This is a genomic window from Gordonia sesuvii (assembly GCF_036350415.1).
Lineage (GTDB): Bacteria > Actinomycetota > Actinomycetes > Mycobacteriales > Mycobacteriaceae > Gordonia > Gordonia sesuvii.
Map to the genome: position 1 here is coordinate 1,208,823 of NZ_JAZDUF010000001.1, position 12,269 is coordinate 1,221,091.

Here is a 12,269-nt window from a genome sequence, read left to right on the forward strand (position 1 = left end):
ATGCGTGCGCGAGTATATCGGCCGTGCGTTGGGGTGGCTGAACCCCGTCCGGCTGATCGAGGACCGACCGGCGACGATCGACACGATCGAACCCGGCAGCATCATGGTCTCGCCGCGCAAGCCGATCGACCGGTTCGACGTCGCGGCGATCACCGAGGTCCTCGACCTCGCCACCAAGATCGGTGCCGTACTACTTGATTCGGGCACGGCCGCGATCGACACCCAGCAGCAGATCGCGTTCGTCTGCGGCGTGTACGGGCTCGAGGACGTCGAGGTGGATGTCACGTACAACACCATCGTCGTCAGCGCCCGGCGCGGAGCGACACTGCCGCCGATCACCACGATGGAGCAGGTCTACTACCGGTCGATGGACTTCACCCGGCTGGCCCAGATCGATCGCCTGGTCCGGCGCATCCGCGACATGGCGATCACGCCGTCGAGCGCCCACCGCATGGTCGACGAGATCATCACCGCTCCCCACCCGTACCGGCACCGGGTGGCCACATGCGCGTGGGGCCTGATGGCCGCGAGCATCTCTGTGCTGCTCGGCGGCGCGGAGCTCGGTGCGGTCCTGGCGTTCCTGACGACAGTGGTCATCGTCGTGGTGAACCGCAGACTCAACCGGATCGGCACTCCGGTGTTCTTCCAGCAGTTCACCGGCGGTTTCATCGCCGTCGTCCCCGCGGCGGTGACGTTCGGCCTGACCCAGAACACGAGCATCAACCTGTCGCCGTCGTTCGTCATCGCGGCCGGCATCGTCGTCCTGCTGTCCGGTCTGTCACTGGTCGGCTCCGTCCAGGACGCCATCACGGGCGCGCCGATCACCGGTGTGGCCAGGTTCTTCGAGTTGCTGCTGATGACCGGCGGGTTGATCGCCGGCGTCGGTATCGCGATCAGCCTGCTGGAGAACGCGGGGATCTTTCTCCCGACGATCACGCCGACGACCACCTTCCCCGCGGTCGAGCTGCCCGTCCGCATCTTGGCGGGTGGGCTCGCAGCGCTCGCCTTCGCACTGGCGAGCTATGCCGAGAAGCGGGCACTGCCGGTGGCGTTCATGAGTGGCGCGATCGGCGCCGCGGTGGTGGCGTCGGCCACCTTCGTCGGGGCCATCGGCGACGTGGTGGCGAGTGCGCTGGCCGCGGCGCTCGTCGGCCTGGTCGGCGGCCTGCTCGCTCGGCGCGCGCTGACCCCGCCACTGGTCGTCGCGATCGCCGGTATCACCCCGCTGCTGCCCGGTCTCGCCGTGTATCGCGCTCTGTACGGACTGCTCGGTGACCAGACCCTCGACGGCATCACCTGGATGATGAGCGCCCTCGGTGTCGGCGCCGCGCTGGCCGCGGGTGTGACGCTGGGTGAGTTCATCGCCCGATCGTTGCGCCGCCCGCAACTGCCGGTGCGCCCCGCCTGGATGTCGATGCTCCGCCGGAACCGGATGCAGGGCTACCGACGTCGCGAGGTCGCGCCGGATGTGCGACAACGAAACAGGTAGCATCGGAGTGCGCGCACCAACGCCGGGCGCGTACGCCTCGCCGGTCGCCGCCGGGGCACGCCGTTGTGAAGCAAGAGGACCTCAATGCCTGCGAAGACCACCGACATCACCGACGACGAGTTGGAGCCGGTAGCCGACGAGACCGCCAGCTCGGCGCGTCGTGTCGTCGCCGCCTACGCGACCGACGCCGATGAGTGCCGGATGCTGTTGTCGATGCTGGGAATCGCGCCAGGCGAGAACGCCTGACCACATGGCGGGCTCCGAGGACGTGACGCACGGCGGGGCAACCGCCGACCAGCATTTCGGTGACGCGGAGTTCGTCGTCGTCGCCAACCGCCTGCCTGTCGACAAGGAGGTCTTGCCCGACGGCACGGTGAATTGGAAACGCAGCCCGGGCGGGCTGGTCACCGCTCTCGAACCCATCCTGAGGTCTCAGACCGGCGCATGGGTCGGTTGGTCCGGGATCGCCGACTCGGACGACAACCCCGACATCGAGGGCATCGACATCCACGCGGTGCCGCTGTCCACGCAGGAGATCGCCGAGTACTACGAGGGCTTCTCCAACGCGACGTTGTGGCCGCTCTACCACGACCTTCTCGTCAAACCCGAGTACCACCGCGAATGGTGGGACACCTACGTCGACGTGAACCGTCGCTTCGCGGAGGAAACCGCCAAGGCCGCCGCCGAGGGGGCGGTGGTCTGGATTCAGGACTACCAGCTCCAGCTCGTGCCCAAGATGCTGCGCATGCTGCGTCCGGATCTCAAGATCGGCTTCTTCCTGCACATCCCGTTCCCACCGGTCGAGCTGTTCATGCAGCTGCCGTGGCGGACGGAGATCGTCGAAGGCCTGCTGGGTGCCGATCTCATCGGTTTCCATCTGCCGGGCGGTGCGCAGAACTTCCTGTTCCTGGCGCGGCGACTCGCCGGCCAGGCCACCAGCAAGGGCACGGTCGGTGTGCGCTCGCGGTTCGGCGTCGTGCAGGTCGGTTTCCGGACGGTGCGGGTCGGCGCGTTCCCGATCTCGATCGACTCCGGCGACCTCGACGCCAAGGCCAAGTCCAAGGAGATCCGGAACCGGGCGCGCGAGATCCGCAAGGACCTCGGCAATCCGAAGACGATCATGCTCGGCGTCGATCGGCTCGACTACACCAAGGGCATCGACGTGCGCCTCAAGGCCGTCTCGGAGCTGTTGGCGGAGAAGCGGCTCGACCCCGAAGACACGGTGATGATCCAGCTGGCGACGCCGAGCCGCGAGCGCGTGGAGAGCTACGTGCAGATGCGCGCGGGCATCGAACAGTTGGTCGGCAACATCAACGGCTCGTTCGGCTCGGTCGGCCAGCCGGTGGTGCAGTACCTGCACCGACCCGTTCCCCGCGACGAACTGATCGCGTTCTTCGTCGCCGCCGACGTGATGCTCGTGACCCCGCTGCGGGACGGGATGAACCTCGTCGCCAAGGAGTACGTCGCGTGTCGCAGCGACCTCGGCGGCTCACTGGTGTTGAGCGAATTCACCGGAGCCGCTTCGGAATTGCGCTCGGCGTATCAGGCCAATCCGTACGACCTCGAGGGCGTGAAAGACGCCATCGAGGCGGCGGTGGGGCAGACGACGGCGGATGGTCGTAAGCGGATGCGCGCGCTTCGTCGTCAGGTGATGGCCCACGATGTGGCCAAGTGGGCGGAGAGTTTCCTCGGCACGCTGGCGTCGGTGACCGAGACGGCGACGGACGCCAACCGCGGCGTCCACCTCGTCCAGACGTCCGACGCGGCGGATCAGGACGCATGAGCGCCACCGGGATACCTGCCGCATTGCGGGAGGCCCTGATCGACGCGGTGTCGGTTCCGACTCTGCTCGTCGCATCGGACTACGACGGCTGCATGTCCCCGTTGGTGTCCCGGCCGGAGGACGCGATCCCGAATCCCGCGTCGGTGGCGGCGATCGCGGCGGCCGCCGAGCTGCCCGACACGACCGCAGCCGTGGTGTCGGGTCGCGAGCGCGCGGTGCTGGCCGAGCTGTCGGGGTTGTCCGCGCCGGTGGCCCTCGTCGGCAGCCATGGCAGCGAGTTCGAGTCCGGGTTCGTGTTCGAGATCACCGACGACCACCGCGCCCTGCTGGCCCGGCTCATCGACGAATTGCGTTCCATCGCAGCAGATCACCCCGGTACGCGGGTGGAGACCAAACCGGCCAGCACAGTGTTGCACGTGCGCAACGCGGCTGCGGCCGACGCCGAGAAAGCTCTCGAGCGGGTTCGTTCCGGGCCGGCCACGTGGCCGGGTGTGCAGAGCACCGAGGGCAAAGAGGTTCTCGAACTCGCGGTGATCGAGACGAGCAAGGGACACGCCCTCGATGTGCTGCGGGAGCAGGTCGGCGCGAACGCGGTGATCTATCTCGGCGACGACGTCACGGACGAGAAGGCCTTCGCCCATCTACATCCCGACAATGGCGACGTCACCATCAAGGTCGGGACCGGCGACACGATCGCGACCTACCGTATCGACGACACCGACGACGTCGCAACGGTTCTCGAGTTCGTCGTGGCGAAGCGGCGGGAAGCTCAAACCCACTCCTGAGCGTCACGAAGGGTCGCCCCAACCGCTGGTCGAGTAGCCGGGGCGCCCCCAACCGCTGGTCGAGTAGCCGAGGAGCTTGCGACGAGGCCCGCCTGGCGGCTCGCGGGCTACTCGATCATCGGGTGGGGCGAGCTTGCGAGCGTCACCCCACTCCCACCATCGGATCGGTGATCGCCAACCGTGTCGCCGACTCCCGGATCACGCGGTGGACGAATCCCAGCTTCCGGACGACCGGCCGCGGGATGTCGAACGGATAGAGCGGCCGCGCACCCATGGCGGCGTTCACCCGATTGAACATGGTGGACAACCATTTCCAGTCGTACAGGAGCCGTTCGATCGGGACATCCGCGTACGATTTCAGCGGCACGATGTCGCGGTCCATGGTGAAGCTGACCTGGTCACTCTCCAGCATGAGACCGGATTCGCGCGCGGTGTCGATGGTCCCGGTGATGTGGAGGTAGTGCGCGAAGCATTCCGCGAAGTCCTCCCACGGGTGCATCGTCGCGTACTCGGAGATGTACGAATCCTGCCAGTCGCGCGGCGGGCCATATGTGTAGTGCCGGTCGATGGCGTCGCTGTAGGAGACGCGTTCGTCGCCGAAGATCTCGCGGGCATCTGCCAGGTATTCCGCGGCACCGTCGCCGGTTTCGACGAGGATGTGCTCGAAGTAGTGGCCGACCTCGTGCCGGAAGTGACCGAGCATCGTCCGGTAGGCCTCCCCCAGGTCCACGCGAAGTCGTTCGCGGTGGGCGTCGAGGGATTCGGCGAGGTCGATCGTGACGACACCGTTGGCGTGACCGATGATCACCTGCTGCCCCGTCGTCTGACTCGAGAGCAGATCGAATGCCAGTCCCCCTTCGGTGCGCCAGAAGGGCTCCACAGGCAGACCCAGGTCCGCGAGTTGATAGATCAGCATTCGGAGGTCACGTGTCGTGGAGGTCAGCTTCTCCACCGCGATGGTGTCGTCGGGGTCGGGATCACGTCGGACGAGTGAACACGGAAAACATCTGCCCCGCAGCCCGATCGACCCTTCGTCGACCTCGGCCAAGGTGAGCCAGTTGCACCCGGTTCGGGTCGCGTTGGAACACCGCACCCACTGCCGTCCGTCGATCTGGACACCCTCGGTCGCGACCACCGCCAACGATTGGCTCGGTAGGTGGATTCCGACCGAGCTCCCGCAACTGGGGCAGTGTTGGGGATCGAATCCGGAGAGGGCGTTGCAGACCGGGCACGTGAGTGCATGCACAGCGGTCAGCCTATCGCGATGCGATCCTCCCCGGTGTCGGTCGGCAGGTCTCCCTGCACGATCGCGGTCACCTTGTAGGAGTTCAGGTTGATGGTGCCCCGATGATTGTCGAGGAACGCGGTGTCGGCTGCGTCGCGGCCGGTGGAGATGCGCACCATGGTCTGGCGCGGGGCCAGGCCGGTGGCGTCCACGACCACCCAGCGTCCGTCGATCAGTGCCTCGGCGACTGCATGGAAGTCCATCGGATCGCAGCCGGGGGCGTACACGGCGACGAGCCGGGCCGGGATGTTCAGGGCCCGAAGCAATGCCACGACGAGGTGGGCGTAGTCACGGCACACGCCGGCGCCCGCGAGCAGGGTGTCGGCCGCACCGTCAATGGGATCGCTCGCGCCGGGAATGTAGCTGAGGCGACTCTCGACGAACGAGGTCACCTGCTGCAGCAGTTCGCTCGGCGGGAGGTTGATGTCGAACTGTCCGGCGGCGTAGCCGAAGAACTTGTCCGCCTCGGCATATCGGCTGGGCCGAAGGTAGATCGAGTGGTCGGTCACCTCGACCTCGATCGGGTCGGCCGGGGTGGTGACCGAGGCGGAGTAGTCGACCACGACGAGCCCCGAGTCGACCTGGAGGCGGTGGATGCGGGAGCCGTGCTCGCCGACGATCTCCTCCGGCTCGATCGGGTCGCCGTCGACGGTTACCGACAGCGTTTCGTCCACCGTGAGGCCCGGCAGCTTCGCGACGGTGATCTGCATCTCGAGCTCGGTGGCGGCGGTGACGTTCACCTCGAGGGAGGCAGCGACTTCGCGCGGGGGTGTGGTCATACGTTCACGTTAGGCGATGGGTGATTCCCGGTCGCGGCGACTGGGTCGGCGTAGATCACGCTCAGGGCCACGATGACCGCTGCGCTCTCCTGGATACGTACCCCGAACCGCGACGGCGCGATCTCTAGTGGGCGGCGGATGGTGGTGGCGGCGTCGAACGCGGCCTGTACGGGCGCCAGTCCTCGCGGGTGCGCGGCGAACGCGTCGCCGGCGACCACGACGGCATCCGGATTGAGGACGTCACGCATCATCGCCACGACACCGCCGAGTACTTCCGCGCGTTCGTCGAGAATCACCGGCGCGTCCTCGTCCGCACCGATTCGTCGTGCCGCCTGCTGCGCCGACGCACGACCCACCACATCCTGCAGGACCGGGTCCGGCGAGTCCGCGAGATGCGGTGCGACGACCGGCAGGTGGGCGATCGATCCGGCCCCGCGTCTCGGCATCAGGACCCTGCCGTCGACGGACATCGCCATGCCGACGGTCTCGCGGGCGTAGAAGAACAGCCCGGTGCCGACGACCTCGCGTGGCGCACTGAGCAGGAGTTCTGCGGCCGCCATCGCCTGGACATGCTCGCCGACCGAGACCGGGACAGCCAGCGCATCGGCGAGCATCTGCCCGACCGGAACGCGCTGCCATCCCAGCACCGCGTGGTCGATGTGCCCGGACGTGGAGTCGACGACGCCGCCTGCGGCGACACCGCCCCACAACAGTCGCCGACCACTGAATCGTGCTGCCAGGTCTCGCAACTGCACGCAGAGGTCGCCGACCCCGGCCGCGTCGCGCGGCGTCAGCACTGCGTGGCTGTACAACGTGCGCCCGCCGAGGTCCGCTATCGCGAGCAGCGTGCGCCGGGCACCGATGTGCATCCCGGCGACGCACAGTGAGTCCCGGTCGAGCGTGAGCGGGTTCTTCGGTCTACCGATGGCGCCCGGATCGACGAGATCGGGTCGCTCGACCACCAGGCCGAGCCGCGTCAGCGCGGCGACCTGGCGGTTGATCGTCGCCGGCGAGAGCGACGTGGCGCCGGACAGATGATCGCGGGTGACGGGGCCGCTGATCCGGATGGCGTGCAAGACGGCCGCCGCGGGCGTGGAGCCGACCTGCAGGGCCGCGGGCACGACTCCGGTCGACGACATGCACCGAATTTAGCAATGCCGATGCATCGCTAAGCTGAGGTTCATGACCAGCACCACGCAGAACGGGACGGCGGAGCAAGCGGCAGCGGAACCAAAGGTTGCGGTGGTCACGGGCGCGAGTTCGGGGATCGGGGCCGCGACCGCACGTCAGCTGGCCTCTCAGGGCTACCACGTGGTGCTGGGTGCGCGACGCACCGAGATGATCGATGAACTCGCGGCAGAGATCGGCGGGACGGGCCGACAACTCGATGTCACCGACGCCGAGTCCGTCGACGCGTTCGTGGCGGGCCTGGAGAAGGTCCACGTGTTGGTGAACAACGCGGGCGGCGCCAAAGGCCTCGACCCCGTCGCGACGGCCGACCTCGACGACTGGAGGTGGATGTGGGAGACCAACGTGCTCGGCACACTTCGGGTCACGAAGGCGTTGCTACCCGCGTTGATCGGTTCCGGTGACGGCCTGATCGTCACGGTCACCTCGATCGCGGCCCTCGAGGCCTACGACAACGGCGCGGGCTACACGTCGGCCAAGCACGCCCAGGCAGTCATGCATCGGACCCTTCGGTACGAGCTACTCGGAAAGCCGGTGCGGCTCACCGAAATCGCACCCGGAATGGTCGAAACCGAGTTCTCGCTGGTGCGTTTCGAGGGCGACCAGGCGAGAGCTGATGCCGTCTACGAGGGCCTGACCCCGCTGACTGCCGACGACGTCGCCGAGGTGATCGGTTTCGTCGCGTCCCGCCCTCCCCACGTCGACCTGGATCAGATCGTCCTCAAGCCGCGCGACCAGGCGTCCGCTCGGCGAAACATCAAGACGGGCTGAGGTCTGGGCTCGTCGACGGAGGTTACGTGTAGCGCGACCGCGCCATGTCTCCGGTCGAGTAGTCCGAGCCGCCCCTTTCGTTAGTCGAGTAGTCCGAGCCGCCCCTTTCGTTAGTCGAGTAGTCCGAGCCGCACCCCACCCGCTGGTCGAGTAGTCCGAGCCGCTAGGCGAGGACGTATCCGCCGGATTGAGCCTGTCGAAATCGAGACCTCCGACACCCGCCAATCCCACTGCACCACAGTTCTTGTCGCACCCAACCGATATCCTGAACGCAATCGGAAATCGCAGACTCAACGCCATCCACAGGTCGCCGCTGACCCACCAAGAGTTGTCAGACCCACCCGATACTCTGTTGTCAGTTCCATTACGACGCAGCTTTGTCCGTTGATGTAGCCCGAACCGCACACCCCCTTCGTTGGTCGAGTAGTCCGAGCCGCCCCCTTCGTTGGTCGAGTAGTCCGAGCCGCTAGGCGAGGACGTAATCGAGACCGAAGGAACCATCGAAACCTACTGCACCACCGAACTTGTCACACCCCCGCGATATCCTGAACCCAACCAGAAACCGCAGCAGAACCACTATCCACAGGCTCCGGATCAGCAACCAAAAATTGTCAGACCCACCCGATACTCTGATATCAGTTTCGCTCCCGCACAGCACCTCCCACTCACGAAAGGCCTGGCGTGTTCACCTACACCGACCCCGCCGCAACTTTCACCCGTTGGTCGAGTAGTCCGAGCCGCTAGGCGAGGACGTATCGAGACCGAAGGAACCATCGAAACCTACTGCACCACAGTTCTTGTCACACCCGACCCATATCCTGAACGCAATCGAAAAGCGCAGACTCAACGTCATCCACAGGCAGCCGCCGACCCGCCAAGATTGTCAGACCCACCCGATACTCTGACATCAGTCCCATTCCCGCACAGCACCTCCCACCCACGAAAGGCCTGGCGTGTTCACCTACACCGATCCCGCAGCCGACGACAACCTGTTGTCGTCGGTCGGTGCTGAGGGATTGGGGGCGTTCGCGCGCGACGCGCTGCGGCTGAGTCGACAAGCCGAAGCACGCGCCTTGCTGATGGCCTACCACATCGGCGAAAGCGCGTACAACGAGCGACTGTTCGGAGCCGACGGCCGCCACCGCATGATCTTCGGCCAGACCGCCCGCAACACCGCGGTCGGCGAAATCTCCCTGGCATTGCGGATCAACAAAACCAAAGCCGGCGAATGGTACTCACTGGGCGCCTCCCTGCAGGAGTACCCGAAGATTCGGATGGCCTATCTGGCCGGCGAGTTCAGCACCCATCGCATGTCGGTGATGGTGCACGCCGCCGACATCGCGCCCAAAGGCGACCTACGCGACCAACTCCCCGACACCGACACCGACACCACCGACGCCGACGACCCGGCTGACGAGCCGTCCGACCCGACCCTCGACGACCTCCTCGACAACGACGACGAGGCCGACGACACCGATCCGGATGCCGAGGTGCAGCCAGAACCACAACCCGACCAGGATGGGCCGGTCAGCTTCGAAGACCTCGCCCTGGAGCTGGGGAATCGGGCCTCCACCGACACCGCCCTGCGGGACGACCTGGCCGACGCGGTCATCAGCCTCGACCCCGACGGTGCTGCCGAATCCCGGGATGCGATCGCCGAAGCGTTCGAGAACATCACCTTCAGCAACGAAGCCGGCGGGCACATGAACCTCGATGCCTGCATGCCTGCCGAGCACGGCGTGCATCTGCGTGACCGCATCACCAAGCTCGTCGCCGCACGCGTGTGCAAGAACGACCCGCGCACCCTCGGCCGACAGCGCATCCTCGCGTTCGGTGAGATCGTCGGTATCCCTGGCGCCACCCTGACCTGCGAATGCGGCGAGGACACCTGCACCGCAGGACAAACCCGCACCAAGCTCGGCAAGCGGACGGCGGCCAGCACCGGCGGCCATGCGTCGAGCCAGAGCTCCCCGGAGACAGCCGAAACCACCGACACCACCGACCGTGAGACCGACCCGAGCAACGACGGCGACGAGAATGGTCGGTCGCCGAGCAGCGCGTCCATCACCGCGCCCACCGACGCCGATGATCCCACCGACACCGAACCAGCCGCATCCGCCGAGAACCATGACACCGCCGACACCACGGACGGCTCCGACAACCACGACGTCGCCGAGACCGGCAGCGAGCCCGACATCGCCAACGTCGACAACACCGACGATGACGACACAACCGAGACCGACGCCGACACCGCGGCCGACACCGGCAACGCCGACGACACCGACGAACAGACCGCCACCAACCCAACGCCCGCCGACCTCCCGGCCCCACCGGTCTGGACCCTGCTGCATGACCCGACCGGCATCGAACCCACCCGGCTGCAGGGCTACGGGGCCATCGATCCCGTGCACGCGGCCGACCTGGCACAGCGGGCGAAGATCATCACCGTTCCCACCCTCGCGACACCGAAACCGGCCAGCAGCCTGATCATCGTCGGCGACCGAGCCCTGGCACCACCCATCGACCCCACCGGACACGGCGGATTCGACATCCCACCACCCGGAGCCCTGATCTACCGACCACCCGACCGGCTGCGCGCCGAAATCACCTACCTCGATCGGCGCTGCCGCTACCCCTACTGCAGCAGGCCATCCCACGAATGCGAACTCGACCACCTGGTGAAGTTCAACCATGCCGACCCACTGGCCGGCGGCTGGAGCGTGCCCTTCAACTTCGCACCGCTCTGCCGACCCGATCACCACCGCAAACACGACGGCGGCTGGGTACCGACCATGCACACCGACCGCACCATCACCTGGCGCAACCTACGCACCGGCGAAACCATCATCACCTACCCGCGGTGAGGTTGTGCCGTAACGGTTTTCAGCCTGCTGGCGCGGGTGCCGCTGACCGTGGAGCTCCGGAGGGCGTTGCCGGGGCGTCGATCTGTGATGGGTCACCCTTGATCGCAGACATCGAGGTCCATGTCTCCCAGTCAAAGATCCAGTCGAAGATGTCGCCGTCGGCTTCCGACAACGCGATTCGCGTCCCGGTCACCTCCACCGGATCTCCGTACACAGCCACCTCGAAGTAGCGCTGTGCGTTCTCCAACGACAAGTTGATGCACCCGTTGGTGACATTCGACGACCCCTGCACCCCAACAGTTTGCGGATTGGCGTGGATGAACTCGCCATTGTTCGAGATGCGCACGGCGAACCTCTCCCGCACGTTGAAATAGCCGGCCGCCGGGTTGCTCATGTAGAAGTCTTCATACTTCTCGGTCACCACGTGGATGCCCGAGCGTGTGACGTTACGGTCCAGGTCACCCTCGCCGTAGCTGCACGGCAACGTCATCAGCACACCGCCGTCACGCACCACCACGATCTGGTGCGACGACGCCTCGGCCTGAACAATCTGGGATCGGCCGATTCCGAAGTCCGACGTCACGTCGGCCGCACCGTAGGCACCACCGCCGTAGTCGACGCCGTAAAGCTTCGCCGACATGTGCACCTTGGTGCCGGGCGCCCAGTACTCCCGCGGCCGCCAGTGCACGCGTGACCCGTTGTCCTCGCCGAGCCAGGCCCACGCGCCCTCGGTCTCTGGTTCGGTGGTGACGCTGAGCGCCTTCTCGACCGCTTCCTTGTCCTCAACAGTCGCGTCGAACTTCAAGATGATCGGCGCGGCGATGCCGACTTCCTGCCCGTCGCCGATGTTCACCACGAGGTTGATCTGCGAATCCGGAGCAAGCGTGGTGAACGCGCCGGCGATCGGCGTGGTGACGCGGTCATATCCGATCGCGCTGCCCTGCCACGTGTACTCAGTGCCGTACCCGAGGGGCTCTGTAATGGTGAACGTCTTCTGATCATCGGCCATCGACCCTGCGACGACCTTGCCGTTCGGGTTCAGCAACTTGATGTCCGGGTTGAGTACCCCGTTCTCCGCCTTGACCGAGAAGGTGTCGGTCGGGTTCGGCGCCTCCTCCGCGTCGAGCGCAGGTGTGAAGACCAGCTCCACCGTCGGATCCGCGGGCCCCGCATCATCGGTCGTCGACTCGTCGCCTGAGCACGCGGCCACGGCGACACCCACAGCGCCGAGGCCGGCTGCGGCGAGAACTGTTCGTCGAGTGAGAAGGGGCTGCGCGCTCATAACGGACTCCAGCGTACCGACCAGCACCGGAAAAGCGTGGTCT

Annotated in this window: 10 protein-coding genes; 6 read left to right on the forward strand and 4 right to left on the reverse strand. The window is 66.4% G+C overall.

Going from position 1 to position 12,269, the window contains the following annotated elements:
- The first annotated feature begins 4 nt into the window (after window positions 1-4).
- The 4 genes from VZC37_RS05570 (at window position 5) to otsB (ending at window position 4,057) form a co-directional block, all read left to right on the forward strand.
- Window positions 5-1,489 (forward strand): threonine/serine exporter family protein, encoded by a 1,485-nt coding sequence (locus tag VZC37_RS05570; protein WP_330431405.1) that lies wholly within the window; start codon window positions 5-7, stop codon window positions 1,487-1,489.
- Window positions 1,490-1,573: 84 nt separating this feature from the next.
- Window positions 1,574-1,735: a hypothetical protein gene (locus VZC37_RS05575; protein ID WP_006330670.1), complete on the forward strand. Its 162-nt coding sequence runs from the start codon at window positions 1,574-1,576 to the stop codon at window positions 1,733-1,735.
- A gap of 4 nt (window positions 1,736-1,739) precedes the next feature.
- Window positions 1,740-3,272 (forward strand): alpha,alpha-trehalose-phosphate synthase (UDP-forming), encoded by a 1,533-nt coding sequence (locus tag VZC37_RS05580; RefSeq protein ID WP_330431406.1) that lies wholly within the window; start codon window positions 1,740-1,742, stop codon window positions 3,270-3,272.
- The gene (otsB, locus tag VZC37_RS05585) at window positions 3,269-4,057 is read left to right on the forward strand and encodes a trehalose-phosphatase (RefSeq protein WP_330431407.1); all 789 of its coding nucleotides are present in this window, start codon (window positions 3,269-3,271) and stop codon (window positions 4,055-4,057) included. The genes VZC37_RS05580 and otsB overlap by 4 nt, the downstream gene beginning before the upstream one ends.
- Window positions 4,058-4,199: 142 nt before the next feature.
- On the opposite strand, the gene VZC37_RS05590 is transcribed toward otsB, so the two are convergent.
- From VZC37_RS05590 to VZC37_RS05600, 3 genes are read right to left on the reverse strand one after another with little or no spacing between them, the layout of a single operon-like run.
- Window positions 4,200-5,303: a zinc-binding metallopeptidase family protein gene (locus tag VZC37_RS05590; protein ID WP_330431408.1), complete on the reverse strand. Its 1,104-nt coding sequence runs from the start codon at window positions 5,301-5,303 to the stop codon at window positions 4,200-4,202.
- A 5-nt stretch (window positions 5,304-5,308) separates the two neighbouring features.
- Window positions 5,309-6,121, reverse strand: a complete 813-nt coding sequence (locus VZC37_RS05595) for a transglutaminase-like domain-containing protein (protein WP_330431409.1) — start codon at window positions 6,119-6,121, stop codon at window positions 5,309-5,311.
- Window positions 6,118-7,260 carry an ROK family transcriptional regulator gene (locus VZC37_RS05600; protein ID WP_330431410.1) on the reverse strand — a complete coding sequence of 381 codons (1,143 nt, stop codon included), beginning with the start codon at window positions 7,258-7,260 and terminating at the stop codon, window positions 6,118-6,120. Before VZC37_RS05600 ends, VZC37_RS05595 begins: the two co-directional genes overlap by 4 nt.
- Window positions 7,261-7,303: 43 nt before the next feature.
- Here VZC37_RS05600 and VZC37_RS05605 point away from each other — a divergent pair, with 43 nt between their 5' ends.
- Together VZC37_RS05605 and VZC37_RS05610 are read left to right on the forward strand one after the other, a co-directional pair.
- On the forward strand, window positions 7,304-8,080 hold the full coding sequence (locus tag VZC37_RS05605; protein ID WP_330431411.1) for an SDR family NAD(P)-dependent oxidoreductase: 777 nt from the start codon (window positions 7,304-7,306) through the stop codon (window positions 8,078-8,080).
- 953 nt (window positions 8,081-9,033) lie between these two features.
- Window positions 9,034-10,944 (forward strand): HNH endonuclease signature motif containing protein, encoded by a 1,911-nt coding sequence (locus VZC37_RS05610; protein ID WP_330431412.1) that lies wholly within the window; start codon window positions 9,034-9,036, stop codon window positions 10,942-10,944.
- 19 nt (window positions 10,945-10,963) lie between these two features.
- Here the strand turns inward: VZC37_RS05610 and VZC37_RS05615 are convergent, their stop codons facing one another.
- Entirely contained in the window at window positions 10,964-12,226 is a 1,263-nt protein-coding gene (locus VZC37_RS05615; protein ID WP_330431413.1) for a L,D-transpeptidase, read from the reverse strand.
- Between the last annotated feature and the right edge of the window lie 43 nt (window positions 12,227-12,269).

Excerpts from the sequence above, each read along its gene's own strand:
- VZC37_RS05605 (WP_330431411.1), top strand. The coding sequence starts at position 7,304 with ATGACCAGCACCACGCAGAACGGGACGGCGGAGCAAGCGGCAGCGGAA.
- VZC37_RS05595 (WP_330431409.1), bottom strand. The coding sequence starts at position 6,121 with ATGACCACACCCCCGCGCGAAGTCGCTGCCTCCCTCGAGGTGAACGTC.
- otsB (WP_330431407.1), top strand. The coding sequence starts at position 3,269 with ATGAGCGCCACCGGGATACCTGCCGCATTGCGGGAGGCCCTGATCGAC.
- VZC37_RS05615 (WP_330431413.1), bottom strand. The coding sequence starts at position 12,226 with ATGAGCGCGCAGCCCCTTCTCACTCGACGAACAGTTCTCGCCGCAGCC.
- VZC37_RS05600 (WP_330431410.1), bottom strand. The coding sequence starts at position 7,260 with ATGTCGTCGACCGGAGTCGTGCCCGCGGCCCTGCAGGTCGGCTCCACG.
- VZC37_RS05575 (WP_006330670.1), top strand. The coding sequence starts at position 1,574 with ATGCCTGCGAAGACCACCGACATCACCGACGACGAGTTGGAGCCGGTA.
- VZC37_RS05580 (WP_330431406.1), top strand. The coding sequence starts at position 1,740 with ATGGCGGGCTCCGAGGACGTGACGCACGGCGGGGCAACCGCCGACCAG.